The organism is Collimonas silvisoli, from assembly GCF_018305005.1.
GTDB lineage: Bacteria > Pseudomonadota > Gammaproteobacteria > Burkholderiales > Burkholderiaceae_D > Collimonas > Collimonas silvisoli.
In genome coordinates, this window is the sequence record NZ_JAGQEG010000049.1 from 15,265 (window position 1) to 40,537 (window position 25,273).

27 protein-coding genes and 2 pseudogenes are annotated in these 25,273 nt (G+C 58.8%); 8 read left to right on the forward strand and 21 right to left on the reverse strand.

Going from position 1 to position 25,273, the window contains the following annotated elements:
* Nucleotides 1-21: 21 nt before the first annotated feature.
* The 10 genes from KHU33_RS14500 to KHU33_RS14545 all read right to left on the reverse strand — a co-directional run bounded on the left by KHU33_RS14500 (nucleotide 22) and on the right by KHU33_RS14545 (nucleotide 10,542).
* Nucleotides 22-3,054 (reverse strand): transglycosylase domain-containing protein, encoded by a 3,033-nt coding sequence (locus KHU33_RS14500; protein WP_329956058.1) that lies wholly within the window; start codon nucleotides 3,052-3,054, stop codon nucleotides 22-24.
* 130 nt (nucleotides 3,055-3,184) lie between these two features.
* Nucleotides 3,185-4,456, reverse strand: a complete 1,272-nt coding sequence (locus KHU33_RS14505; RefSeq protein ID WP_211464092.1) for a dihydrolipoamide acetyltransferase family protein — start codon at nucleotides 4,454-4,456, stop codon at nucleotides 3,185-3,187.
* Nucleotides 4,453-5,499 (reverse strand): alpha-ketoacid dehydrogenase subunit beta, encoded by a 1,047-nt coding sequence (locus tag KHU33_RS14510; protein WP_211464094.1) that lies wholly within the window; start codon nucleotides 5,497-5,499, stop codon nucleotides 4,453-4,455. The genes KHU33_RS14505 and KHU33_RS14510 overlap by 4 nt, the downstream gene beginning before the upstream one ends.
* Nucleotides 5,500-5,501: 2 nt before the next feature.
* Nucleotides 5,502-6,734 carry a 3-methyl-2-oxobutanoate dehydrogenase (2-methylpropanoyl-transferring) subunit alpha gene (locus KHU33_RS14515; RefSeq protein ID WP_211464096.1) on the reverse strand — a complete coding sequence of 411 codons (1,233 nt, stop codon included), beginning with the start codon at nucleotides 6,732-6,734 and terminating at the stop codon, nucleotides 5,502-5,504.
* Between the two features lie 109 nt (nucleotides 6,735-6,843).
* The gene (locus KHU33_RS14520; RefSeq protein WP_211464098.1) at nucleotides 6,844-7,329 is read right to left on the reverse strand and encodes an adenosine-specific kinase; all 486 of its coding nucleotides are present in this window, start codon (nucleotides 7,327-7,329) and stop codon (nucleotides 6,844-6,846) included.
* 90 nt (nucleotides 7,330-7,419) lie between these two features.
* Nucleotides 7,420-7,890, reverse strand: a complete 471-nt coding sequence (locus KHU33_RS14525) for an aminoacyl-tRNA deacylase (protein WP_211464099.1) — start codon at nucleotides 7,888-7,890, stop codon at nucleotides 7,420-7,422.
* A 171-nt stretch (nucleotides 7,891-8,061) separates the two neighbouring features.
* Entirely contained in the window at nucleotides 8,062-8,496 is a 435-nt protein-coding gene (locus KHU33_RS14530) for a hypothetical protein (protein ID WP_211464100.1), read from the reverse strand.
* Between the two features lie 240 nt (nucleotides 8,497-8,736).
* Complete coding sequence (locus tag KHU33_RS14535) at nucleotides 8,737-9,519, reverse strand: anti-sigma factor family protein (RefSeq protein ID WP_211464101.1); 783 nt, start codon at nucleotides 9,517-9,519, stop codon at nucleotides 8,737-8,739.
* Between the two features lie 27 nt (nucleotides 9,520-9,546).
* Nucleotides 9,547-10,077 carry a sigma-70 family RNA polymerase sigma factor gene (locus KHU33_RS14540; protein ID WP_211464102.1) on the reverse strand — a complete coding sequence of 177 codons (531 nt, stop codon included), beginning with the start codon at nucleotides 10,075-10,077 and terminating at the stop codon, nucleotides 9,547-9,549.
* 102 nt (nucleotides 10,078-10,179) lie between these two features.
* The gene (locus KHU33_RS14545) at nucleotides 10,180-10,542 is read right to left on the reverse strand and encodes a COG4315 family predicted lipoprotein (protein WP_211464103.1); all 363 of its coding nucleotides are present in this window, start codon (nucleotides 10,540-10,542) and stop codon (nucleotides 10,180-10,182) included.
* A 259-nt stretch (nucleotides 10,543-10,801) separates the two neighbouring features.
* On the opposite strand from KHU33_RS14545, the gene KHU33_RS14550 reads away from it, so the two are divergent.
* From KHU33_RS14550 to KHU33_RS14570, 5 genes are all read left to right on the forward strand, one after another.
* Nucleotides 10,802-11,518, forward strand: coding sequence for an ABC transporter ATP-binding protein (locus KHU33_RS14550; protein WP_230414274.1), 717 nt, complete (start codon nucleotides 10,802-10,804; stop codon nucleotides 11,516-11,518).
* Between the two features lie 11 nt (nucleotides 11,519-11,529).
* A complete protein-coding gene (locus KHU33_RS14555; protein WP_211464129.1) occupies nucleotides 11,530-14,103 on the forward strand; it encodes an ABC transporter permease in 2,574 nt (857 codons plus the stop codon).
* Nucleotides 14,103-15,218: a lipocalin-like domain-containing protein gene (locus tag KHU33_RS14560; protein WP_211464104.1), complete on the forward strand. Its 1,116-nt coding sequence runs from the start codon at nucleotides 14,103-14,105 to the stop codon at nucleotides 15,216-15,218. The genes KHU33_RS14555 and KHU33_RS14560 overlap by 1 nt, the downstream gene beginning before the upstream one ends.
* 181 nt (nucleotides 15,219-15,399) lie before the next feature.
* Nucleotides 15,400-15,762 carry a hypothetical protein gene (locus tag KHU33_RS14565; RefSeq protein ID WP_211464106.1) on the forward strand — a complete coding sequence of 121 codons (363 nt, stop codon included), beginning with the start codon at nucleotides 15,400-15,402 and terminating at the stop codon, nucleotides 15,760-15,762.
* Nucleotides 15,763-15,797: 35 nt separating this feature from the next.
* Nucleotides 15,798-15,941 carry a hypothetical protein gene (locus KHU33_RS14570; RefSeq protein ID WP_211464108.1) on the forward strand — a complete coding sequence of 48 codons (144 nt, stop codon included), beginning with the start codon at nucleotides 15,798-15,800 and terminating at the stop codon, nucleotides 15,939-15,941.
* 49 nt (nucleotides 15,942-15,990) lie between these two features.
* Here KHU33_RS14570 and KHU33_RS14575 read toward each other — a convergent pair whose 3' ends face one another.
* The 6 genes from KHU33_RS14575 to KHU33_RS26880 all read right to left on the reverse strand — a co-directional run bounded on the left by KHU33_RS14575 (nucleotide 15,991) and on the right by KHU33_RS26880 (nucleotide 19,150).
* Complete coding sequence (locus tag KHU33_RS14575; RefSeq protein ID WP_211464110.1) at nucleotides 15,991-16,605, reverse strand: glutathione S-transferase; 615 nt, start codon at nucleotides 16,603-16,605, stop codon at nucleotides 15,991-15,993.
* A 156-nt stretch (nucleotides 16,606-16,761) separates the two neighbouring features.
* On the reverse strand, nucleotides 16,762-16,947 hold the full coding sequence (locus KHU33_RS14580; protein WP_211464112.1) for a hypothetical protein: 186 nt from the start codon (nucleotides 16,945-16,947) through the stop codon (nucleotides 16,762-16,764).
* A 10-nt stretch (nucleotides 16,948-16,957) separates the two neighbouring features.
* Nucleotides 16,958-17,170 carry a hypothetical protein gene (locus KHU33_RS14585; RefSeq protein ID WP_211464114.1) on the reverse strand — a complete coding sequence of 71 codons (213 nt, stop codon included), beginning with the start codon at nucleotides 17,168-17,170 and terminating at the stop codon, nucleotides 16,958-16,960.
* 173 nt (nucleotides 17,171-17,343) lie between these two features.
* Nucleotides 17,344-18,099 carry an anti-sigma factor family protein gene (locus tag KHU33_RS14590; RefSeq protein ID WP_211464116.1) on the reverse strand — a complete coding sequence of 252 codons (756 nt, stop codon included), beginning with the start codon at nucleotides 18,097-18,099 and terminating at the stop codon, nucleotides 17,344-17,346.
* The gene (locus KHU33_RS14595) at nucleotides 18,096-18,644 is read right to left on the reverse strand and encodes a sigma-70 family RNA polymerase sigma factor (protein WP_211464117.1); all 549 of its coding nucleotides are present in this window, start codon (nucleotides 18,642-18,644) and stop codon (nucleotides 18,096-18,098) included. The genes KHU33_RS14590 and KHU33_RS14595 overlap by 4 nt, the downstream gene beginning before the upstream one ends.
* A gap of 128 nt (nucleotides 18,645-18,772) precedes the next feature.
* Nucleotides 18,773-19,150, reverse strand: coding sequence for a YdeI/OmpD-associated family protein (locus KHU33_RS26880; protein WP_407928284.1), 378 nt, complete (start codon nucleotides 19,148-19,150; stop codon nucleotides 18,773-18,775).
* Between the two features lie 115 nt (nucleotides 19,151-19,265).
* Between KHU33_RS26880 and KHU33_RS14605 the strand changes: the two genes are divergently transcribed.
* Both KHU33_RS14605 and KHU33_RS14610 read left to right on the forward strand, forming a co-directional pair.
* Nucleotides 19,266-19,673: a MarR family winged helix-turn-helix transcriptional regulator gene (locus KHU33_RS14605; RefSeq protein ID WP_211464119.1), complete on the forward strand. Its 408-nt coding sequence runs from the start codon at nucleotides 19,266-19,268 to the stop codon at nucleotides 19,671-19,673.
* A gap of 70 nt (nucleotides 19,674-19,743) precedes the next feature.
* Nucleotides 19,744-19,944 (forward strand): annotated as a pseudogene (locus tag KHU33_RS14610) (CBS domain-containing protein); the annotation flags it as partial.
* Between the two features lie 17 nt (nucleotides 19,945-19,961).
* Here KHU33_RS14610 and KHU33_RS14615 read toward each other — a convergent pair.
* The 4 genes and pseudogenes from KHU33_RS14615 to KHU33_RS14630 form a co-directional block, all read right to left on the reverse strand.
* Nucleotides 19,962-20,639 carry a haloacid dehalogenase type II gene (locus tag KHU33_RS14615; RefSeq protein ID WP_211464120.1) on the reverse strand — a complete coding sequence of 226 codons (678 nt, stop codon included), beginning with the start codon at nucleotides 20,637-20,639 and terminating at the stop codon, nucleotides 19,962-19,964.
* 159 nt (nucleotides 20,640-20,798) lie between these two features.
* Nucleotides 20,799-21,389: a Crp/Fnr family transcriptional regulator gene (locus KHU33_RS14620; protein ID WP_211464121.1), complete on the reverse strand. Its 591-nt coding sequence runs from the start codon at nucleotides 21,387-21,389 to the stop codon at nucleotides 20,799-20,801.
* 208 nt (nucleotides 21,390-21,597) lie between these two features.
* A pseudogene (locus KHU33_RS14625) lies at nucleotides 21,598-22,011 on the reverse strand (type 1 glutamine amidotransferase domain-containing protein); the annotation flags it as partial.
* Nucleotides 22,012-22,228: 217 nt separating this feature from the next.
* On the reverse strand, nucleotides 22,229-23,140 hold the full coding sequence (locus KHU33_RS14630) for a LysR family transcriptional regulator (RefSeq protein WP_211464122.1): 912 nt from the start codon (nucleotides 23,138-23,140) through the stop codon (nucleotides 22,229-22,231).
* Between the two features lie 83 nt (nucleotides 23,141-23,223).
* On the opposite strand from KHU33_RS14630, the gene KHU33_RS14635 reads away from it, so the two are divergent.
* Nucleotides 23,224-24,147, forward strand: a complete 924-nt coding sequence (locus KHU33_RS14635) for a carbon-nitrogen hydrolase family protein (protein ID WP_211464124.1) — start codon at nucleotides 23,224-23,226, stop codon at nucleotides 24,145-24,147.
* Between the two features lie 453 nt (nucleotides 24,148-24,600).
* On the opposite strand, the gene KHU33_RS14640 is transcribed toward KHU33_RS14635, so the two are convergent.
* The coding region (locus tag KHU33_RS14640) for an alpha/beta hydrolase (protein ID WP_211464126.1) at nucleotides 24,601-25,273 on the reverse strand (673 nt) is incomplete at its 5' end.

Consider the following 25,273-nt stretch of genomic DNA (forward strand, 5'->3'; position numbering starts at 1 on the left):
TTATTCTATTGTTGTGAGCTGTCAATGCCGACATGCTAACGGCGTGTCGCTGGCGTCCGCTTCCATCATGGGCAGCAGGGTCGGCGTCAGCGATTTCAGCAATTGTACCGAAAGCGCACTCGTGAACTTATAACTGGCCGCATAGGGCTCGTGGACGTAGGCGGTCATGGTGCCGAAGAAGCGATCGCCGATAAAGAACACGAAAGTGGCGGAACGGTTCACGGCGCGCGAAGAAATCAGCCTGCCGCCCGCCGCATAGACCTCGAAGCGCTGGTCGCCGGTGCCGGTTTTTCCGCCAACTCCCAGCGGCTTGCCGTTCGCATGGCGTGACGGCAAGCCGCCCTTGAGGCGCTTGGCAGTGCCGCCCTCCACCACGTCGATCAGCGAACGGCGTACCACGTCGGTTATTTCTTCGGGCAAAAGCCGTTCCGGCGCCGGCCCGCTATTCTCGAAGTGGGTTTCATAAGGCGTGCCTTGCGCCAGCTCCAGGATTTGCAATTTCTTGAGCGGCAGACGCATGCCGTTATTGACGATAATCCCCATCAATTCCGCCAGCGCGGCAGGCCGGTCGCCCGAGGCGCCAACTGCGCTTGCATAAGAGGGGGTAAGCGATTCGAAGGGATAGCCAAGCCGCCGCCAGGCGCGGCCGATCTCCAGAAACGCCTCAAGCTCCAGCATTTGCCGGATACGCTTATCCTGCTTATTTTTATTGTGGGTTTTGAACAGCCAGGCGTAGACCTCCTGGCGCGCGTCGCGGCTGGCGTCCAGCGTTTGCGTCAGTGTCGCGTCCGGATGCTGGCGCATGAATCCGAGCAGCCACAATTCCAGCGGATGGATGCGCGCGATGTAGCCGCGATCGGCCAATGAGAACTTGTCCGGCCCGTACTGCAAATACAGCGCACTTAATTTGGCTTCCGACAAGCCGTCTTTGGGGAATTGCTTGCGCATGAAGGCAGAGAAATGCTGCAGATCCGCATCCGGCGCAATGCTGCGAAATATCGTGGCAAGCCGTGCCGGCGCCGGATGCATGTTTTCCAGCAACAGTTCCTGCGCCTCCTGGGGCGTCTTGCCATGGTATTTCTTGTAGAAGCGAAGCATGAACTGACGTCCTTCTTTGTCGGCAAAGCGGGATAGTATTTCTTGCCGCTTCGCAGCACTCAGACCGTCCATCGACGCCGAACCTGCGCCAACCATCTTGAATTTGTAATGCCGCACGATGTCGCGCATGAGCCGTACAAAAACCAGGTTCACCGATTGCTGGAAACCTTCGCGTACCGTCATCACCTTGTAGTTTTCTTCAGACTCGAAATTCGAGAATGTCTGCACCCCGCCGCCGGTCACGAACGCTTCCCCCGGGCTGCCCGAGTAGCGGCGCTCCATGGCCGCTTCCAGCATCGCCGGCAAACCGCGATCCTGTGCTTGCGCCAGGTAGGTCAGCGCCCACAGGCTCAGCACGTCCTCCTTCTCCACTTGCAGCTGGGCACGCTGCTCCAGCGTCATGCCGGTGTAACGCTGATGCAGATCGGCGATTATTTCGAGATAGGTAATCAGCGTGCGCAACTTGGCGGTAGACCCCAGATTGAGTCTGGCGCCCTCGTTGATATCGAAGGGCTGATCGAAATTATCGGTCTGCACCCGCAGCAGGTTGGCGCCGTCGCGCTGCTCGAACAGCGTGAAACTGAAAATCAGCTTGCCCGGGTCGTCACCCGGACTGAGCATGTTATGGCCATACAGTTCAGCCGTTTTTGCATTGGCCGGTTGCTTGAGCTGACGCAGCACGGTCGTCACTGCACGCTGCATCTCGCCATTCATGGTGGTCGCTGCGCTAAGATCCAGACGGTCCAGATCGTACAAGTGGTTGATATGCAACAAACCGGAAAGATGGGCGCGCAACGCAGTCACCGCTTTACGCGTAATAAATGAGATCGGCGGCGCGCTGACCGGTTTTTGCTGCAGATTCAACTTGACCGGCAACGCCGCATCGCGCAGCGCCGCCGGGATGATTCCCGCTGTCGCCAGCAGCCGCAAATGACTATCGGTCAACTGTTCCAGATCGGCGGCGCCTTCCCGCAGGTAATAAGATGGCCGGCGCTGCGCGATCATCAGCGAAAGCGCCTGTTTGAACGCCTCCGCCCTGCGCTTTAGCCGATCGGGATCGCCTTCCACCGCATCGGCGTTGTTGTCCAGGAGTTGATTGACCTCCGCGAAATCGCGCCCGAACCAGGCCCACAAGCCGTCGCCCAAGCCATCGATTTCGCCATAGCCGGGCTTGGCCGCAAGCGGCACGGTATTCAGGTAATCGACCACGATCTGGCGCCGTACCGGCAGCGTATTCTCGCCGCCCAGATACGCCCTGACCGAGGCCGACGCCATCTGCCGCAGCTTTTCCTGCGGCGATGCGGTACGCCCCTCAGGCGAATGACGGTATTTCTCGATCTGCGTCACCAGTGTGCTGGCGCCCGGCGTCTGGTGCGATTTATCGAACACATGCACGCCCTGATCAAAGATGGCTCTGGCGAAACGGCTCCAGTCGATCGCCGGATTGTGGAGCGGATAGCTGGTAGTGAGCAGGTCGCGGTCCTCGATAAACAGCAGTGTGTCTGCCAGCAAGCGCGGCACCGACTCGAAATCCTTATAACTGCGCTCGGGAAAACGTTCCGAGTACAGGGATTGTTTATTGCAATCGAGTAAATCGAGGCCCGCTTGCGTCTTTTCGCTATAGACCGGGGACAGTCCTTTATCCACCAGTTCCGCCAGCTTTGGCGAGATCCGCGCCTGCTGCGTAATCTGGTAATCGTGTTTGCCCAGATATTGGGTAAAAGCCGGGATCTTGCTATACCCGAGGCGTTCGTCGTAAGGGCCGGTTTTAGGAAAACGGATAGCGTCGCTTGCGCCGAGTTCAAGTTTGAATGTCAGTTCGCGGCCAAGTTCGGAGAGATGGCGCGCCTGCCATTGAGATGAGCGCATTTCGTTATTGACCAGCCGGGCCGCGAACACCAGCAGCCCGAGCAAACTGATCAGCAATAGCAATTTGGCCCAATTACGTAGCGTCACTTTTTTCTAAAGTTGAAATGCGGCTTGGCGGGAGTGCCTGTATTTCAAGATAATCGCCTTTTCAGCCTATGTCTAGCTGCGATTGAGACGCCTATTTTTGAGTCCCGAGGCCCCCGGCGTCGCGTCCACGCTACTCCACAAACAGGGTGGCGGGAGACTCCAGATAGGCGCGCAGCGACTGCACGAACTCGGCCGCATCCAGGCCGTCGACCACCCGATGGTCGAACGAAGACGACAGATTCATCATCTTGCGCGCCACCACGGTATTGTCGCGCATCACCGGTCTTTCGATAATCCGGTTGACGCCGACAATCGCCACCTCCGGGTGATTGATCACCGGCGTCGATACCAGGCCGCCCAAGGCTCCCAGGCTGGTGATGGTGATGGTGGAACCGGAGAGTTCCGCGCGCACCGCCCGGCCCGCGCGTGCGGCCTCGGCCAGACGGCTGATTTCGGCCGCATTCGACCACGGGTCGCGCGCCTCGGCATGATGCACCACCGGCACCATCAGGCCGGCGGCAGTCTGGGTGGCGATGCCGATATGCACTGCGCCGTAACGCGTGACGACGCCGGCGTCATCGTCGAAGCGGGCGTTGCATTGCGGGTACCGACGCAACGCCAGCACCATGGCGCGCATCAGCAGCGGCAACAAGGTCAGTCGGCCGCGTTCGCCAGCCCATCTCGTGTTCAGGTGCGCGCGCAGCGCCTCGATTTCGGTGACATCGCATTCTTCAACATAAGTAAAGTGCGGGATGCGGCGCTTGGCGTCCTGCATCTTTTGAGCAATCTTGCGACGCAAGCCGATCACCGGCAGCGCCTCTTCGCCATGGCGCTCGGCATAGCGGCTGCCGTCTGCGCTGGCCGCCGGCAGACTGCTGCCACGGGCGACATAAGCGTCGAGATCCTCATGCGTGATGCGGCCATCTGTGCCGCTGGCAGGCACGTTTTGCAACTCGATACCGAGCTGGTGGGCGCGTCGGCGCACGGCGGGAGACGCAGTCGGCGGACTGGTAGCTTGCCGTATCGCTTGCACGGGGCCAGAGCCTTGAGCCGGCACGATGAGTTTGGCCGCGGGCGCTTCCTGCGACGGCGCAGCGACCGGCACCGGCGTTACGGTTGTCGGCGGCAGAGCAGTCAAGGTCGAATCAGCATGTTCAGCTTCTTCGACCTCAAGCCGTATCAGTTCGCCGCCTACCGCCAGCACCTGGCCAGGCTCACAGCCCAGCGCCACTACCCGGCCCACCACCGGAGACGGAATCTCGACGGTGGCCTTGTCGGTCATCACGTCGGCCAGCACCTGATCCTCGACCACGCGCTCGCCGAGCGTGACGCGCCAGACCACCAGTTCGACTTCGGCAATCCCTTCGCCGATATCCGGCATTTTGATTACATGGATAGTCATCGTGCCTCCAGCGCGCGTTTGAAGGCCGCCCCGACACGGGCCGGGCCGGGGAAATAAGCCCATTCCTGAGCGTGCGGATAAGGCGTGTCCCAACCGGTTACGCGTTCGATCGGTGCTTCAAGATGGTAGAAACAATGCTCTTGCACCAATGCCGCCAATTCCGCGCCGAAGCCGCTGGTACGGGTGGCTTCGTGCACCACCACACAGCGTCCGGTCTTCTTGACCGAGGCGACGATGGTCGCCAGGTCGAGCGGCCACAGGCTGCGCAAATCGATGATCTCGGCGTCGATGCCGGTCTCGCGCGCCGCCGCCGCCGACACGAATACCATGGTGCCGTAGGTAAGCACGGTCAGCTCGGCGCCGGCACGGAAGATCGCCGCCGATTCCAGCGGCACTGTGTAATAGCCGTCCGGCACCTCCCCCAGCGGATGCTTGGACCAGGGCACTATCGGCTGATCGTGATGACCGTCGAACGGGCCGTTATACAAGCGTTTCGGTTCCAGAAAGATCACCGGATCGTCATTCTCTATCGAGGCAATCAGCAGGCCTTTGGCGTCATACGGGTTGGATGGCATCACCGTGCGCAAGCCGCAGACGTGGGTGAACAAGGCTTCCGGGCTCTGGCTGTGGGTCTGGCCGCCATAAATGCCGCCGCCGCAAGGCATGCGGATGGTCATCGACGCCGTGAATTCGCCGGCCGAACGGTAACGCAAACGCGCCGCTTCTGAAACGATCTGGTCCGAGGCCGGATAGAAGTAGTCGGCGAACTGGATCTCCACCACCGGCCGCAAACCGTAGGCCGCCATGCCGACGGCGGCGCCGACAATCCCGCCTTCCGAGATGGGGGCGTCGAATACCCGCGAAGCGCCGTACTTCGCCTGCAAACCTTCGGTGCAGCGGAATACGCCGCCAAAAAAACCCACATCCTCACCGAAAATGACCACATTGCTGTCACGCTCCAGCATGATGTCCATCGCCGAACGCAGCGCCTGGATCATTGTCATCTGCGTCGTCGCCGGCTTGACATCTTTTTGCGCTGACATGATCACACTCCCAGTTGGCGGCGCTGCTGCCGCAGATGTTCCGGCATGTCTTTATAGACATCCTCGAACATCGTCGCCGGCTCAGGAATCCGGCCGCTGGCCAGGGTGCCGTAGCGCTCCGCCTCTTTCTGGGCCGCGATCACTTCTGCCTCCAGTTCTTTTTCAGTGTCCTGGTGCTCCTGCTCGGACCACGCGCCAATCCGGATCAGGTGCTGCTTGAGACGGGCAATCGGATCCCCCAGCGGAAAGTGCGACCAGTCATCCGCCGGCCGGTACTTGGATGGATCGTCGGAGGTTGAATGCGGGCCGGCGCGATAGGTGATCCATTCGATCAGGGTCGGCCCCAGATTGCTGCGCGCCCGTTCCGCGGCCCAGCACGAGGCGGCGTACACCGCCAGGAAGTCGTTGCCGTCGACCCGCAGCGAGGCGATGCCGCAGCCGATGCCGCGCGCGGCGAAGGTGGTGCTTTCGCCGCCGGCGAGCGTCTGAAACGTCGAGATGGCCCATTGGTTATTGACCACATTGAGAATCACCGGGGCTTGATAGACATGCGCGAAAGTAAGCGCGGTGTGGAAATCGGATTCGGCGGTGGAACCGTCGCCGATCCAGGCCGAGGCGATCTTGGTATCGCCCTTGATCGCCGAGGCCATGCCCCAGCCGACCGCCTGGATGAACTGCGTCGCAAGGTTGCCCGAGACCGAGAAAAAGCCGGCGGCGCGCACCGAGTACAGCACCGGCAATTGCCGTCCTTTCAAGGGATCGCGCTGATTCGAAAAAAGCTGGCAAATCAAGTCCGCCAGCGGCACGTCGCGCGCCATCAGCAGGCTTTGCTGGCGATAGGTGGGAAAGCACATGTCGCCGTCGCGCAGGGCCAGCGCATGCGCCGTGCCTATCGCTTCCTCACCCAGGCTCTGCATGTAGAAGGACATTTTTTTCTGACGCTGGGCGATCACCATGCGCGCATCGAAAATCCGGGTTTTCATCATGGCCCGCATGCCGCGGCGCAGCAATTGGCGATCTATTTCCGGCGCCCACGGGCCGACGGCGTTGCCGTCGTCATCCAGCACCCGCACCAAGGCGTAGGCAAGATCACTGGTATCGGAAGGGAGAACTTCGAGCGGCGGCCGGCGTACTGCCCCGGCGGCGGCGAGATGGAGGTAGGAGAAGTCGGTTTCGTGGCCGGGCCGGCCGCTCGGCTCCGGAACATGCAACGTCAGAGGCTTGCACTGGCTCATACCCGCTCCCTCGCGCTTGGTGATGTCCAGTTGAGTTTAGCAAACTTTAACGCTGGCGGGTTTGACTTTGCGCGGCCTGATTTTGTTCGTCACCCAGTCGGTACAGCGACTATAACTTGTAGCCGATTTGCCGCAACAAATCCTTACGCCACTGGATGTCGCCGTCGCCTTCGACGCCTTTGGTAAGCAGGCCGTCCACCACGCCTAGCACACCCCGTCCCTGCTCCGTTTCAGCAAGAATCACTTCGGTCGGATTGGCTGTCGCGCAAAAAATGCGGCATACCTCCGGCACCATTTTGACTGTGTTCAGCACGTTCAGCGGATAGAAACCGTCGCCAAGGAAGATGATGAAGCAATGGCCGGCGGAAATTGCTTGCGCGTTTTTCTGGGCAAGCTCCACCATGGCGGGATCGGTGCCCGACCAGCGTATCAGGCATTTGCCGGAGGCTTCGCAAAATGCCAGGCCGAAGCGGATGCCCGGCACTGCAGCAACCAGGGCTTCATGCAGATCCTCCACGGTTTTGATGAAGTGGGCCTGGCCAAGAATGAAGTTGCTCGCTTCCGGCTTATCGATTTTCACCGCCATGAGCTGCATGACGCACTTCTCCTTTGCCAGCGTTGGCTGCCACACCAGGCTTGCCGCCCGCGACCGGCTAACAAGCCCCAAAACCCAAAGCCCTTCAGCCTACATCCGATGGGCGAAGCGCGCCCGTTCAGCCTGGTCCATGAGATCGAGGAAATGCGCGGTCTGCATCTGTATCAGGGCTTCGTGGTCGCCTGCCTCGAAATAGATTTCCGGCTGTTGCGCCAGGCTCTCGTCGAGATAGGTTTGCACGCCGTAGGCGGTGCAGACCGGATGCAGCGCGCCGACATCGCAATCCTTGAACATCTCTCGCAGTTCGTCTTCGCTGGCCAGCACCAGATGGCGCCCGGTCTTGTCCCACAGCTCGGACAAGTGCAAGTGATAGGTTGAAGGCAGTACCGCCGCCACATAGCCATGCTCGTCTTCCAGGACGACTGTCTTGGCCAGGCGATCGCCCGGAATATGCGCCGCCTCTGCGGTGCCGATGCTGGTGTGGGTGTGCGGATGATGCAGGATTTTGTAATGGCTGCCTTTGTTGCGCAGGCAATCTTCCAAGGTGGCGGAAACTGACATGATGATCCTCCTCCGGGATGAGGTGGACAAAAAATTATTGGCTATTTGTCTCAATATAGTGCGCTTCCCCCCTTCTGGGAAGGCTTATTAGCGCCGCATCCGCGGCATGCACTCGCGCAACGCCACCTGGCGGCCATCCGATGGCCGCCAGACGGCATCCTTATGCCCTGCTCAATGGCGCATCCCGGCGCCCATGCCGCGGCTATGGAATCCGGCACCGGCACCTGCGCCCGCACCCGCGCCAGTGCCGGCCGCAGCACTCTGATGCATTGTCGAACCGTGATCAAAATGATGATGATGATGGACCCGGTCGATAAAGATAAAGTCCGCGCCGAAACCGTACGGTCCCCAATACCAAGGATCGTAATAGGCATAGGGGTAGCCGTAATATGGCCGGTCGGCATTTTGCATGAGTTGCCATGTGCCGTCACTTTGCAGGCAAGCAACACCGGTGACCGGTTCTACCTTGCCGTTGATTTCAGCCTGAGTCGTCAATTTCTGGCAACTCGCTTTGCCGGCGTAACCAGACGTGCCTTGCGTTCCACTGCAGGCCGAGAGAGCCAATAGAAGTACGACCAAAGGAATTTCGTTAAACGTGATAAACATGATGTCGTCCTAAATGAATGTCCGACGTAGCAGCACGCGCAAACTGAGTGGCCCGCGATATCGGCTTGCTTCCCAGGCAAAGCCGCCATGGCGATACGCTGTCCGGCGGCAAGCTAGCCCGTATTATGTAAACGCAGGGAGCGGCGCCGCTATTCCAGCATATTCCAGCAATATGTTGATTTTTTATGGAAAAACGTTTGCGGGGCTGGCGCTGAGAGGTAGCCGGCAGCGCAACGGAGGTCAGCGCCACGCCTCGGGATGGCCGCCCAAGGCACTGCATACGTCAATCGCCATCGAACGCAGACGGGCCACCGATGTCTGACCGGACAGCGCATATCCCATGCCCTGGCTTACCCAGTAAAAGGTAGCTCGCTTACCGTCTTGGAGCAGGCGGAACGCCGTGGTGTCCTTGCTTGCCGCGGTAACGTACAGGGTCAGCCGTTCACCCTTGCCGTTCTGATACATGAACTGCGCTGCCGGACCGGCTTCGCCAGGCAGCAAGCGCCCTCCCACCAGCATGTAACCGTATTCCTGCAGCGATGGCGCGGTCAGCGGACGATCCAGACGCTTCGACAGCCAGTTAATCAAATGCTCTTCTTCGACTGCGGCAATTTCAACCGGATGCCGTTGCTCCGGTGCATAGACAGCGTAGGCAATATCCGCACGCTTGGCGAACGCCGGCTGCTCGTCATAGAAATACGGCACCATCCAGCCAGACGCCAGCCCGCACAGCAAGCCCGCTGCGAGCCACCCGCCAGCCGCTCCGGCACGCCGCCACCACGGCGCCCGGCGCGGCAGGAAAATGCATCGGACATTCTCTTGCGGCATCGCAAACAAGGCCTTTAACGCAGCATTCTGGGCCCGATAATCGGCGACGCGCGCGCTATCCTGCGGATCGCTCGCCAGCCGTTCAACGACAGCGGTCCGCGCCGGGCCGGAAAGTTCATTGTCGACCCATGCCGATAGCGTCTGCAGATGGGCTTGCTCCGGATCCGGCAACGTCGAGAAGGTCTCTTCATTCATGGCGTGTTTCTCATTACTTGTTTCTCGCTACTTGTTCCTTGCTGCATTCCTTACTACTTTAAGAGGCGGCCGCTTGCTGCCTGGATCTTCCTTCAACAAAGAGCGCATGTGCTCGCGGGCACGCGACAAGCGCGACATCACCGTGCCGACCGGGACGTTCAGGATGCCCGCCACCTGCTGATAACTGAGCTCTTCCAGGCCGACCAGCAACAGCACCTCGCGCTGCTCGACCGGCAGGCAATACAGCGCGTGCTGGACGTCGAGCAGGAACAGCCCGTCGACTTCGTCGGCCGGCGCCGCCATCGTACGCCAGGGCGCGCTTTCATCATCGACGGCGATCTCGCGGCGCTTGCGCAACTGGTCGATAAACAGATGCCTGAGGATGGTCAGCAGCCACGCCCGCAAATTGCTATCCGGCTGCAAGGTATGCCATCGGTGCAGGGCGCGCTCCGCTGTGTCCTGCACCAGATCGTCGGCCCACGCGGCATCGCCTGTCAGCGCGCGGGCGTAACGCCGCAGCACCGGCAGCCAGACCACCATGTCGGCCTCGAAACTCATAAGGGTCTTCTCAAGCACCCAAACTAATCGTCAATAACTGCTGCGGCGGCTGTCGCCCCGGACGGCGTTTCGTTTCGCTGCGTTGCGCAGCGCCGCATTTCATCAGGGTTTCGCCGTATGCCACACACCTCCCTTGCCGTCGCCGTTGGCGTCGCCAGCTTTCTGGTCCATGGCGAAACGGTACAGCGGATGTCCCTTGTAGGCCCATTGCCGCTTGCCGTCAGCGCCTGTCACAAAACTCCAATCGGGAGCGGCCTTGTCATAGGAATCCGCCAGTGCCGCCGGCCAATTCGCGGCACAGCTGCCGTCGCAAGCACTCTTGCCGGCTACCGTATCTTTATCAAAGATATACAGTGTCCGCCCCTCTGCATCGACCAGCTTGCCATTGACGGCCTTGGGTGCTTCGGCCAAGGCGGGTGCCGCAAGAGTGGCGCAGCTCAGCAGCAGAAATATGGTTTTTCGCATGATGTCTCCTCAGGATGATCGATAGAAAAATGCAGCCGGAAACCAGCGCTGGGAATGATGGCTGGGATAGCAGTTAAACGTCCGGCATGACTAGTTTATTCCAACTTTCTGCAACCCTTTGATACATTATTTTCATTCTGTTGACCATTAATCCTGGGCAACCACCGGCTGTCGGCGGATGGTTTGCCGGGACGATCCGGATCATTTCGCAAAATCCTCTACACTATTGCATCTAACCTATTCGACAAACCAGGCTTGCATGTACGCCGATACTGAAACCATGTCCTCCACGCCTCCTTTGGATGGCGGCGTCCCGGCGCTGGAATGCCACGGACTGCGCAAGTCTTACGGTCATGGCCGGGTGGTGCTGACGCATCTCGACTTCACGCTGGCGGCGGGCGAATATATCGCCATCATGGGCGATTCCGGTGTCGGCAAATCGACCTTGCTGAACCTGATCGCCGGCCTCGACAGCGCCAACAGCGGTTCGATACTGATCGACGGCGTCAACATATCCAGCCTGGATGACGATGCCGCCACCCTCCTGCGCCGTCAAAAACTCGGTTTCATTTTCCAGGCCTTCCATGTATTGCCGCACCTGACTCTGCAACAGAACGTTGCCTTGCCCCTGCTGCTCAACGACGCACCGCAGGAGCGTGCGCTGGAGTTGCTGGCGGCGGTCGGGCTGGCTGGCCGCGGCAATGACTTCCCGCGCCAGCTGTCGGGCGGTGAAATGCAAAGAGTCGCGATTGCGCGCGCCCTGGTGCACCGGCCCAAACTGATCCTCGCCGACGAACCGACCGGCAATCTCGATCCGGATACCGCACATGAAGTATTGGCCCTGCTGCGCCAGGAGATCAAGGCCAACGGCGCCTCGGCCATCATGGTCACCCACTCTGCGGTCGCCGCCGCCAGCGCCGACCGCATCCTGATCATGAGCGCCGACGGCTTGCAGCCGTTGCCAGGCAAATCTTGACTCCTGATGCAATGAGGCCGAACGCCGCCGCCCTGGTTGTCAAAACCGGCAATCCGATCGTGCTCTTGTCACGCTGGCTGCTGCTGGGCGAATGGCGCTCGCATCCGGTACGGGCGCTGGTAGCGATTGCCGCCATCGCGCTCGGCGTCGCTCTCGGTTATGCGGTCGACCTGATCAACGGCGCCGCTTTCAATGAGTTCTCGGCCGCCACCAGAAGCTTGTCCGGCCAGTCCGATCTGCAGTTGCGCGGCGTGCAAGGCTTGTTCGACGACGCCGTCTATCCGCAACTGGCGCAACGCGAAGGGGTGGCCGTCGCCAGTCCGGTGCTGGAACTCAATGTCACCGTACCGGGCCAGGCCAACGCGCTGAAAGTGCTTGGCATCGATACCTTCCGCGCCGCCCGCGTCACGCCCGACCTGATTGGCACAGCCGATCCGGAGCGGCCGTTCGACACCCTGGCCGACGACGCCATCTTCCTGTCGCCGGCAGCCCAGCAATGGCTGCAGGTACAACCTGGCCAAACCCTGGCCTTGCGCAACGGCACCGCCATCGTCAAGCTGCGGGTGGCCGGCGGCCTGGTGCGGGCGCGGGCCGGACAGCGGCTTGCCGTGATGGATATCGGCGCGGCCCAATGGCGCTTCGGCCGCATCGGCAAACTATCGCGCATCGACCTCAAGCTGCAGCCAGGCGTCAACCGGGAAGCATTCAGGCGCGCCTTGCAAGCTGAGTGGCCGATGGGCTTGCAGGTATCGGAAAGCCAGGATCAGGACAGCCGCAACAACAATATGTCGCGCGCCTATCGCATCAATCTGAATGTGCTGGCTTTGGTGGCGTTATTCACCGGCGCCTTCCTGGTGTTCTCGACCCAGGCGCTGTCGGTGATCCGGCGCCGCTCTCAATTTGCCCTGCTGCGCGTGCTGGGCTTGCGCCGTGCTCAGTTGTTACGCCAGGTGCTGCTGGAAGGCAGTTTGCTGGGTTGCCTGGGGGCGCTGCTCGGACTGGCGCTGGGCTACGTATTGGCGGCGGCGGCCTTGCATTTTTTTGGCGGCGATCTGGGCGGCGGTTATTTCCGCGGGGTGCAGGCAAGTGTGCAATTCGATGTGCCGGCGGCGCTGGTTTTTTTTGCGCTCGGCAGCGGCATCGCCCTGCTCGGCAGCCTGGCGCCGGCACTGGAAGCAGCCCGGGCGCAACCGGCGGCGGCGCTCAAGGCCGGCAGCGAAGAAACCGCGTTGGCGCGGCTGGCGACACCGTGGCCGGCGCTGGCCTGCCTGTTGCTCGGTGCGCTGCTGACGCGGCTGCCGCCGCTGTTCGACTTGCCGATCTTCGGCTATATGGCAGTCGCGCTGCTGTTAATTGGCGGCATCACGCTGATGCCGCGAGTGGCGGCGCTGGTCTTTTCCGCGCTGCAAAGATTCAGCCTGGGACGCCGCCACGGTCTCGTCACGACGCTGGTGCTGGCGCGCCTGGCAAACGTGCCGGGGCAAGCCTCGATCGCGCTCGGCGGTGTGCTATCCAGCTTTAGCCTGATCGTGGCGATGGCGATCATGGTCACCAGTTTCCGCATATCGGTTGACGACTGGATGCAGCAACTGCTGTCGGCAGACCTGTATGTGCGCTCGGCCAGCAACGGCGAGACCGGCGCCTTGCAGCCCGCCGAGCAGCGTTTGCTGAGCACGGCGCCAGGCGTGGCGCGTGCCAGTTTCCTGCGCACCTCGCCGCTGACGCTAGATCCGGCGCGGCCACCCGTGATATTGATCGCACGCGCCATCGACGCCGCCGATCCGGCGCGCATGCTGCCCATGACAGGCCCGGTACTGCCGCCAAGTGCGATTGCCGCGGATAGTTTGCCGATATGGGTCTCGGAAGCCATGGTCGATCTGTACGGCTACCGTCTGGGACAGCAAGTCACGTTGCCGCTGGCGATGCATCCCTATCGCTTCACGGTGGCCGGCGTCTGGCGCGATTATGCGCGGCAATCGGGAGCAATCGAGTTGCGCCTGGCGGATTACCAACGCTTAAGCGGCGATACCGAAGTCACCGACGCCGCACTCAGCTTGCAGCGCGATGCCGATCCCGGCGCTGTGATCGCGGCGCTGCGCAGATTGCCGTTCGGGGCCACGCTGGAATTCTCCCAGCCAGGAGAAATCCGTGCCCTCACCTTGAAGATTTTCGATCGCAGTTTTGCCATCACTTATCTGCTGGAAATCGTCGCCATCGTGATCGGCTTGTTTGGCGTGGCGGCCACCTTCTCGGCGCAGACGCTGGCGCGGGCGCGGGAGTTCGGCATGCTGCGCCATGTCGGCGTCACGCGCCGCCAGATCCTCTCGATGCTGGCGCTGGAAGGCGGCTTGCTGACCGCGCTCGGCATGCTGGTCGGTTTTTTGCTGGGTTGGGCGATCAGCCTGATTCTGGTGTTCATCGTCAATCCGCAATCGTTTCACTGGTCCATGGAATTGCACATGCCTTGGCTGGGGCTGGCGGCGGTGGCGCTGTTGCTGCTGTTGTCGGCCAGCGCTACGGCTTTGCTGGCGGGTCTGCGTGCGGTGTCGGTCGATGTGCTGCATTCGGTACGGGAGGATTGGTGATGTTGCATGGCGTTCGTCGCTGGTTATGTCGCTGGTTATGTCGTTGGTCATGCCGGTTATCAGGCGCCCTGCTGCTGTTGCTCGCGCCGCCGCTTTTTGCCGCAGCGCCCCAGTTTGCGCAGGTAAGCCCGGAGCGGCCGGTGATGCTGCCGCAGGATAGCGGCGCCCATCCCGGCTTTCGCACCGAATGGTGGTACGCCACCGGCTGGCTGGCTACCCCGGACGGCAAGCCGATCGGCTTCCAGATCACGTTCTTCCGCTCCGCCTCCGAACATGACCGCGCCAATCCCAGCGCCTTCGCACCGACCCAGTTGATCATTGCCCATGCAGCGCTGTCCGACCCCAGCCTGGGCAAGCTCTTGCATGCGCAAAAAAGCGCCCGCGCCGGTTTCGGCCTGGCGTATGCCAAGGAGGGCAACACCGATGTCGCGCTGGACGACTGGCGCTTGCTGCGCGGCGCCGACGGCCGTTATCAGGCCAGTATCGCAGCCGGCGAATTTACCCTGCAACTGAGTTTGACGCCAAGCCAGCCGCCTTTGCTCCAAGGCGAGCGCGGCTATTCGCGCAAGGGACCGCAGGCGGCGCAAGCCAGCTACTACTATAGCGAACCGCAGTTACAGGTCGGCGGCAAGCTGATCCGCTCGGGACATGCACAAGAGGTCAGCGGCAGCGCCTGGCTGGATCACGAATGGTCGACCAGCGTGCTGGACGCCGATGCCACCGGCTGGGATTGGCTGGGCGCCAACCTGGACGACGGTTCGGCCTTGATGGCGTTCCAGATCCGCAGCCGTAGCGGCGGCAAGATATGGGCGCACGCCGCCCTGCGCGACGCCAGCGGCAAGGTGACGCAATTCGGCCCCGGGCAAGTCAGCTTCCAGCCGCAGCGCAAGTGGCGCTCACCGCGCACCGACGCCAGCTATCCGGTGCAGCAAGCGTTGCGTACCGGCGCCATCGAATGGTCGCTGATTCCCTTGCAAGACGATCAGGAACTCGATTCCCGATTATCGACGGGATCGGTGTATTGGGAGGGTGCGGTAACCGTCAATCGCGATGGCCGGCGCGCCGGCCGCGGTTATCTGGAGCTGACGGGTTATCTCAAGGCGCTGAAATTTTGAAGTGATGCTTTGCAAGTCGGACTGGCCGCATGGCCCGAAACCGCAAGCACTTCCATTGCTTGCAGTTTCCATTTTATTATCCCGGACTACACTTAAGGCCAAGCTGAACAGATGCAAAAGGTGATACATTTAACACACTTGGTTCAAGCACCAGCTTGATGCATTTTTTATTGGGAGACGCATGAAAAGTCCATTTCTATTTCTCGCCATCGCCACCATTCTTCTCGCCGGCTGCGTCGTACCACCTACCATGCGCACCTATACACCGCCGCCGCGCAGCTCCGCGCCGGCGCCGGTATCGCTATCAGAATCGCTAAGTCCGTCCGAACAAATTATCGACATGCCGCAACAGCCTGCCAATCGGAAAGGCGGTGAATTATCGAACACCGTGGAGCGCATGGCGAGAAAGACGGCTTGCATTCCGGCCAGCGGCGCAACATTGATCGCCAAGACCGCTGCGGTTGAAACCTATCAGGTCAGTTGCCAGGACGGCCAGCAACAGCTTTACAAGTGTGAGCAGCGGCAATGCCGCATGATGAATTAAAACCCGCATTAAAACCCCGGCCACAGGCGCTTCCCATGAAAACAGCACTAGGAATACTTGCCCTCGTTTCGCTGCTGGCCGGCTGCGCCTATCCAAATCTGAAATGCGACGATCCCGACGTCCGCCCGTCCTGGTGCGACGATACGGGCGGCATGCGCGGCACAAAACATCCGCAATAGATGCAACGCTGCCGGAACCGGTAGCTCGACAGCGTGACCCCTCAGCGTCTTATAGCGGCGGTGCGGCGATGAACTCGGCCAATTGTTCAGCCTGCTCAGAGTACGATTGCAGTGTTGGATAATCCGCCGCGATGACGATTTCAGGCAGCATCATTTGCGTGAAATGCCAGGCAACGGCGGTTGTCACCCCGGCCTGATTGATCGTCTTGCTGGCGACCTCCAGCGGTTTATTACGCAGTTCAATCTCCAGCGCCTGATAAGCCGCAAACAGCTGGCCCTGGACGCGGGCGACCCACGGCTCGTACTGTTTTTCTGCCGGCCGCAAATTGCGCTCATAGGCGATCTGCACAGTTTTTTCGCAAGCCGCCAGCGCCAGCCCGATAACCCGCAATGCATGCTGGCGCTCGCCGATGGCAGTTGGCATCAGGCTCTTGCCAGGCGCCGCCAGCGCTTCGGCATAGTCCAGGATCAGTGTGGAGTCCATCAGCAACTCGCCATCGTCGCACACCAGCGACGGCGCTTTGACTACCGGATTGATTTGACGGAATTGTTCGAAAGTGCTGAATACCGAAATGGACCGGTGTTCGAACGGAATGGCAAGCAGTTGCAAGGAAATCGAGACACGACGGACATAGGGTGAGTCAAGCATACCGATGAGCTGCATAGTTTCTCCTTTGATGGTTCAGCGACGAACGTCACTGCATCTGACAGATGCAGTGACGCATTGAATTTATCGAAAGGAAATAATCCTAGCATGGAACAGCAACATCGATGCATGCCAGTCTTGCATCAACGCAGGCAACAAGGAAAGCCAGCCGCTTCAGGCTTCCTGTACCTCGCGCTTACTCGGGGTTGCGTAGATATCGATACATTTGAACGTATCCGCATAACGCTTTGGATCGCCGCCGGCTTCCAGGCGTTTCTTGAATTCTGCTGCCTCAGCGGTGCTGTCAAATTCGTAAGCCAGTCCTTTAAAAGTGACGGTCGCTTCATTCAGCCTAACCATTGCAATCTCCTTAGCTTAGTGTCAAAAGTAAGGGCCATCCCGGCACGGCTAAAAGTATCGGCTTGCCGTTTGTCGCAAGGAAAAACAGCGATACAGAATAACGATACTGCTGTGCATCGAAAGACAGGAATACCCGGCTCTGCCGCAATAGCGGCACGCCGTGCAAACGGCCCGCTTCGTTTTCTTGATAGTACGCTTTTGGTGATTCTTCTTGAACTGTCAATACTGGCAGCTATGTGCGTATTCGCGCCCCGTCATCTAGAGAGGCGGTTAAGATGCCGCAAATTACTGCCGTTCAGGACTCATTCACTTTCGTCTACGAACTGGCATCTGTCAAACAAGAAAATGTTATAAGTTTGGTGGCGCTTATCAGAAAAAGCTAAAGAAAGGCCCCGACTATTGACGTACCGTGGAGCGCACCATCCCCACAAATTTTTCCAGCTCGCCGGCAGCCAGATCGGATACCGTCCAGTAACTCATGCCATCCCAGGTCCAGCGCACCAGATGATAGCCTTGACGATTTTGCAACTGCGGCGCAGCATCTTTGTCGCTGCTCGGCCATATATACAAATTAATCGGGTGTTGCGCGCGCCGGTAGATCAGCGCGGCCACCGGCCGGCCGCCGAGATAATCGAGGCGGCCGCCGATCAGCGGAAAACCCTGTGGCGCCAGATCGACCACCGGCGGAGAAAAATTCAGCTTACCGTTGAACCAGGGTTTTACCGTGTGCTGGTCGCTTGACGCCACATCCGACAGATGATCTACCTGGAGCGAACGAACATGGCTGGCAACCACTTCTTCAGTCAACCTGTCCTGGTCCGACGGCAAATTGAGGTACAGACCAACGCTCCATGCCAGCGCCAGTCCGGCTGCCATGGCGGCGCCGAGATTGAGCCAGTTGATATGCCAGGGCTTGGCGCGCGGAGCATCTTGCGGCAACGCAGCATTGATGCGGTGCGCAAGATGCGCCGGAGCATCGAAGTATGGCGCCTCCTTCTTAAAGCGCGCGCTGACGATGCGCTGCGCTGCATATTCGCGCTGACAATCGACACAGCTCTCTAGATGGCGCTGCACCTCCCGCGCCTCTACCACGCCTAGCTCTTGATCTGCATAAGCCGGCAACAGCGCCAGTATTTCCTGATGATCCATCATGCCTCCTGCCTGGCCGGCGCAAGAATTGCCGCCAGCAATTTACGGCCGCGCCCGAGGCGCGACATTACGGTACCGATGGGAATCCCGACGATGGCGGCGATCTGTTTATAGGACAGCTCTTCCAGCTCGCGCATCACCATCACCTCGCGGAACTCCAACGGCAAGGCTTGCAGCGCCTGCTGCAACTGCCGCTCGCTGTCTTTCTGCATCAGCAGCGTCTCCGGATTGTTGTCGGCAGATTCCGTGCCGACGATGCCGCAGGCGTTGAAATTGTGCATTTCCTCGTCAAAGGCGGTTTCCTGCCGCTGCTTCTGGTGCTCCTGATACCAGGTGTAGAAAGTATTGCGCACGATTGCCAGCAACCAGGCGCGGCTGTCTTCGCCATGAAAACCGTCGAAAAATTTAAAAGCCCGCAAATACGCCTCCTGCACCACGTCCTCCGCGTCCTGTCGGCTGTGCGTAAGCCAGCACGCCAGGTTGAACGCTGAGTTCAAGTGCGGCAGCACGCTTGCTTGGAATCGCTGTTTTTTTGTGGGTTCGATCATCCAGACGTTTCCAGGGTTCATGTAGCACAAGACCGCTGATACCAGAAATTTATTCCCGGAAAACCGGCTCAAATAAGAATCTCAAGCGGGAATAAATTACAGGGTACACCGGTATAGGGTTTTGTCGATCAAGTGATCGCTATAACCACGATAATTACGGAGGTGTTATGGACCATGCCATCAAGCGGCGCAGCTTCCTCAAGCTGGCCGGGCCAGGCGGCGCCATCTATGTTTCCGGTCTGAGTAGCTGAGCCAGCCCCGCTGCAAAACCGGGAAACGCCAATGAGGACTTCTTTTTGTCCAGCTATCCGATACCCACTGGGGTTTCGACGAGCCGCCCAATCCAGCATGCGGGTGAAATCCTGGATGCGCTTGGCGCGGGTCTCGGCTTTTTTAGCGGTTTGAATCCTGAACAGGACAGCGTAGCGATTACTACTGTTGAGAGTGGCGAAAAATGCCTGCGCCCGTGGACTGGCGTCCAGCGCCGCCTGGAAATCCGTCGGCACGGTCGAGCTGCTCGCCGAGCCCCATCGGGAAAATTTTCCAGACAAAACTATATCGCATTGTGATATATTATTCGCTCTCAAGAATCCTTACTCCCCCCGAAGAACCGCGCCACAGATGCAATCCCCCTCCTTATCCAAGCAAGACTTCGAAGCCCTGTCGACATTCCGCTACCAGCTTCGGAAATTCCTGCGTTTCAGTGAAGAAGCAGCCCAGAGCGAAGGCGTCACTCCCCAGCAATATTTGCTGTTGCTGCATGTGAAAGGCGCTCCCGGCCGCGACTGGGCCAGCGTAGGCGAGCTTGCCGAACGCTTGCAATCGCAGCATCACAGCGTGGTTGCGCTGATCTCGCGTTGCGAAAAACTGGAATTGGTGGAACGCCGCAGCAGCGAGATCGACCGCCGCCAGGTGAATATCCACCTGTTGCCCGCCGGCGAACGCTGCCTGGCCAAGCTGGCGGAATTGCATCATGCCGAGCTGAATACCCTGACCGATATCTTTCGCGTCCCGACTATCAATACCTGAGAAATTCACCATGCCCATCAAGCTTAGCTCTGCATCGACCACATTGTTCAATCCCGCACATATGGAACAATCCGCTGCCCTGGTCGCCCTGCCGTCAGAAACCTGCCGTATCGTGGCAGCGCGTATGGCGACCCACCACCTTGAACGGCTGCCGGTGGTAGACGACCTGCAAAGCCGGCGCTTGATCGGCATCGTCAGCCGTAGCGATCTGATCAAACCATCGCGTTTGTTTTTCGATGAAGAGCAAAAACGTGAACGGCTTTTGAGTTAAGGGATCTACGCAGCGCGCTACTGCGCGTCCATCCAATCCGCCAACTGATCCAGTCCCTCCACGACATGATCGGGAGACTGCCCCAGCTCATCGAACGTGTTGCCGGCCCGGTTAATCCAGCACACGGCATAGCCGAAATGGCGCGCTCCGGATGCATCCCATGCATTTGAAGAAACGAACAGGAGTTCCGAACAATCGCAGTTCAACCGTTGCTCGGCCAGTGTGTAGACGCTGCTGTGCGGCTTGAAGATTTGCGCATCGTCGGCGCTGATCAGATGTTGGAAGCGGCGTTCAAGTCCGGACGCCACGACGACGCTGCGAATCGAGTTGGCCGAACCATTGGATAAAATCGCGAGCGGCATCCCCATCGCCTGCAGTCTGGCGAGTGCCTCAGGTACTTCGGGATAAGGCTTGATCTTGAGATATTCCTTGCAGAGCGCGGCGCACGCGGCATCATCTAGCGGCAGCTTCAAATGCCTGGATGCAAATACCAAGGCATCATGGGTTACCTGCTCGAAATCCGCATATGCCCCCATCAGGCTGCGCAGCCAGGTGTATTCGAGTTGCTTCTGCCGCCAGACGGTGCTGATCTCAAGTCCCCGGCCCGGATGATAAGCGTCGCATGACGCGGCGACCGAATGCACATCGTAAAGCGTGCCGTAAAGGTCAAATACGATGCCTTTGATGGTTTTCATTTATTGTCCAGTCATCGGGAGAAAAGCTGTCAACCCAGATCTGACGCTACAGCGGCACGCATGGATGGGCCGCACTGGATAAATTGTATCCGGAAAAAGAAAAACGGCCGTAAAGAGCCGTTTTCCTGATAGCCGCATGCCGCGACCTGACTTTGACGATCACTGAGACATATCCGCGATGGCCCGTTTTGTAATCAGCCGCGCCAGAGACATGCCAAAGCGCGGGTTCTGGTAGAAGGCCTGCATCACTTTTTCATTGGATACCGCGAGCAATTCCCCGTCCATTTTGCATACCGCCGTCCATGGCCGTTTCTTCTCAGGAGCAAACACGCCGATTACGCCGGCAATCTGACCTGGACCGATATCGCGTTGAATTTCGTCGACCCGAATCGCGCCGTTGAGAATGTAGTACATCTCACGCGCCGGATCGCCCTTGTAGAACAGAATATCTCCCGCAGCGAAACGGCGCTTGGCGGCGAACGGCAGCAAATGTTCAATCGGCACCTCGCCTTCCCCTGCCTGGCGCACCAGGCCGATGAGCTTCCGAAGTTCCAATACCCGAAGGCCATTCAGAGGCAGCAGGAATAAATGCAGCAACAGGACCGGATACAAATGGGCAAAGTACCCATACGCGATGAACGCCACGTTGCTGCACAGGGCGATATACCGCAAAGGCAATATCGCCGTCATGCAGAACGTCACGAAGGTCAAGGCAGAAGCCACATACCCGATCGCCGCTAACCAACTCATGCTCTGCCACTCCTGTCTTGAATACCTTGTCCACCACCATGCGCCTGGACGCTAGCGCGCTTCAACTATGCCGTAGTGTAGATTGAGCAGCGAATCCAAAGCCAATTCCAATTATCCATGTCAGATATGCGTTCGACGAATAGCGCTACGTGAACAAGATGTCTGCGACGGTGCGTGAGTGATATCCAATGGGATCTGCGGCAGCTCCTCAGGAAAGTTTCGTGAGCAAGGCGCGTGCCGCTGCTTCCGACGAACCCGGGTTCTGTCCCGTAATCGGGAGACCGTCGGTCACGACATGGGACTGCCAGTCGTCTTTCTTGGAATAGACTGCGCCCTGTTGCTTGAGCATATCCTCAACCAGGAACGGCACGATCTCGGTCAGTCCCACGGCCGCCTCTTCGCTGTTGGAGAACCCGGTTACCGCCTTGCCCTGCGCCAGCGGCTTGCCGTCGGCTGACTTGGCATGCCGCAATACGCCGGGAGCATGGCAAACCGCAGCGACAGGTTTGCCGGCGGCGATAGCAGTCTCGATCAGGGAGATCGAAACAGGATCTTCTGCCAGATCCCACAACGGTCCATGACCGCCCGGGTAGAACACCGCATCGAAATCACTGATAGAGACGTCTCTGTTGACCTCTATGAGATCGCGTTAAAGGAGGCCATAGATGTCATACGGGTGCATCGCCTTTGATGGCTGGGCCACATCATTCCAAGTTAAATTTAGCTTGGAAAAAGTGTGCCGTAGATTTCTCAATATTTTTGCTTCCAAGACCTGTGCTACTTGAACCGCCCCGGATTTTGAGGACGCTCCACCTTGACATCAGCCATGGTCAGCGTTATCACGGTTCAAAGCATGCCACGATTGCACCTTGTACGGCAGTGACGGCCGAATCCCGTAGCGCTACGGTCCTCCAGCCGAGTTCGATCGGGTATCTGGGTAAAAATACGGGACACGACATCACAAGCAATCCGGTTAGTGCAGCGATCGCTAGGGCCGCATGGGTTGGAATTGTTGCGACTGCGTTCGAGCCCTTGAGCAAGTAAGGCAAGGCAGCGAAATGAGTCGTCGAGGCGGCAACGTGCCTCTTCTTTCCCACATCCGCCAATGCTTCGTCAACGATTCCGATGACGCCCCCGGATGAAACTAAAATGTGCTGTCTCCCAATGTAATCGTCGAGTGACAGTACGTAGTCGGAGGCTGGAACGGTCAATGGATCAACCAAGCACGAGTACGCTCCTTCCCCAAGTGCCTGACGACTTAACCCGCGAGAAGAGAAGCCGCCTGAAGCGATTGCGAGATCTATTTCCCGGTCCAAGAGTGCATCAGCAACGATCTGACTGTGCGTTTGCCTAAAGATCAAACGTAGGCCGGGCGCGGACTTTTCCACTGCATCCACCAAGCGCTTTGCGAGAGCTATCTCAAAGTCGTCTGAAAGACCGATTGACACTGACCGGCCTCGATAATCATGCGCATCTCTGGATATCATCGTAATTGTTTGTCGAAAGCGGCCCAAGGCCTCTCCGATTACTGGATTCAATTCGTCTGCACGAGCGGTCGGCATTAAGCCGCGTCCAGTTCGAGTAAACAACGGATCTCGATACAACGTTCGCAGTCGCCTGAGCGCGGCACTGACGGCGGACTGCGTCTGATCGAGCCTGATCGCGGCACGGCTCGCGCCACCTTCCTCATAGAGCGCCTCAAACACTTTCAACAAGTTAAGATCTACTCTAGAGATATTAATATCATTCATATCGTTTATACATAGATGTCCGTTGCTTGATTTTACAGGCATGCGATTATGGATGCATCTCCTTTTTAAATGTTAGGAAAGTAATGCCAACCTCAATCGTTGCGGCCTTGCAGATCGGCTCCTCTCCATCTGGCAAAGCAGACACACTTGCTCACATCTTAAGCTTTGAGCAACAAATCATCGACTCTGATACATGCCTTGTAGTAATGCCTGAAGCTCTTTTGGGCGGCTACCCTAAGGGTGAGATCTTTGGCACGCGTCTGGGTTACCGTTTGCCCGAAGGGCGCGAGTCGTATGCCCGCTACCATGCCAACGCGGTTGATGTACCCGGAGAAGAGACTGCAGCCCTGGCTGGTCTGTCGGAGCGTACCGGCGCAAGTCTGGTAGTTGGCGTGATCGAGCGTGACGGCTATACGCTGTACTGCACTGCGTTGTTTTTTGACCCGGTCAAAGGTTTGGTGGCCAAGCATCGCAAGCTTATGCCAACTGGCACAGAGCGGTTGATCTGGGGGCAAGGAGATGGTTCGACATTGCCCGTGGTTGAATCTCCGGCTGGCCTCTTGGCCTCGGCCATATGCTGGGAAAACCATATGCCACTGCTGCGCTCGGCGATGTATGCCAAGGGCGCACAGATATGGTGTGCACCGACAGTGGACGAGCGCGATATATGGCTATGCTCGATGCGGCATATTGCCCATGAAGGGCGCTGTTTTGTAGTCAGTGCTTGCCAAGTGCAGCCATCTCCAGCAGAGCTAGGGATTGAGGTCCCGCACTGGGACACTAACCGTCCCCTGATTCGTGGCGGCTCCGTCATCGTTGGCCCCCTTGGCGACGTGCTGGCTGGACCGCTGATCAACGAAGAAGGTTTGGTCGCCGCCGCCATCGACATTGACGAACTGGTCCGGGCGCGCTACGACTTCGACGTCGTCGGCCACTATTCCAGGCCTGATGTCTTTGAGCTCAGCGTGGATCAGCGGCCTAAGCCGGGCGTGAAATTAACCGATTGACTTTTTCATACAAAGCTAATTCAAGACCTTCCTTACCCAGACCGTGCATTCAAGAGACCGCATACCACTGGCTAAATCAGCACCGCTATGAACGCCCGGTACGAAGTAGTGAATAGGTCCGCTGTATCGAGTCTCTTTGCGCAACACTTCCGGCAAGTACCTCCTCCAGCTAGGTTTCGGATGAGCCTAGGAAAAACGCGCTGCGAACGCTTTTCCTATGCGTTTACCTTTGCAATGTCGAATTTCAGCGCGAAATTCACACCTGGGTCGGATGATGAAGAAATTGCAGCCCATCTATGTGAATGGCGATGGCTGTTAGCATGGTTGTCGCCGAGGCGAAGTTGTCGAAGACCGGTTCCAGCATGTATTACCAACTGATCAAGGTAAAAGTAAAATGATTAACTTAATCCGTCCCCGAGCGATGTTGATCAGGGACGGAAAAATGCGATCCTGTTAGCTCTTCATCGCCTCCGTTGCAGCCTCATCGATAAATGCAGACACTTCCACCGGTTTGGACGCCAACGAAGCATGGCTTGCCTTCAACGTAATGATCTTTCTGGCGCCGAGCCGCACTGACATCCGTTCTTGATTTTCGGGTGCAATCATCCTGTCGTCGCTGGAAATCTGATACCACGAAGGCTTTTTTTTCCAAGTTGGATTCGTGATTGTGTCACCGAAAGTACCTGCAAGAGGAGCCTTTTGGGTCACAGCCATTACTAGCCCTTCATCCGTAGTCAGATCCTGGCAGAGGCTTTCGTGAAATTTCTCAGGGTTGAGCCATAAATAACCATCGCTATCGGGGGTAATATCGGGTGCCGCAACCGGGAGATGTTCCTGGGTGATGCCGCCTGGACTCTCACCTGCGTCCGGAGCAAATGCGGCGATATATACCAGGCCAACCACATTTGGCTGATCTCCCGCTTCTGTAATGACAGCACCACCATATGAGTGGCCCACCAGCAAAACGGGGCCTTTCTGTTGGGCGATCATCTTGCGAGTGCGCTCTGCATCTTCTGCAAGCGATGTCAGCGGCAATTCAACAGCGAAAATGGATGTATAGCCCTTGCGTGAGAGTTCGACGATAACCTTGCCCCAATGCGCTGCGCCACCCCAAAAGCCATGTACC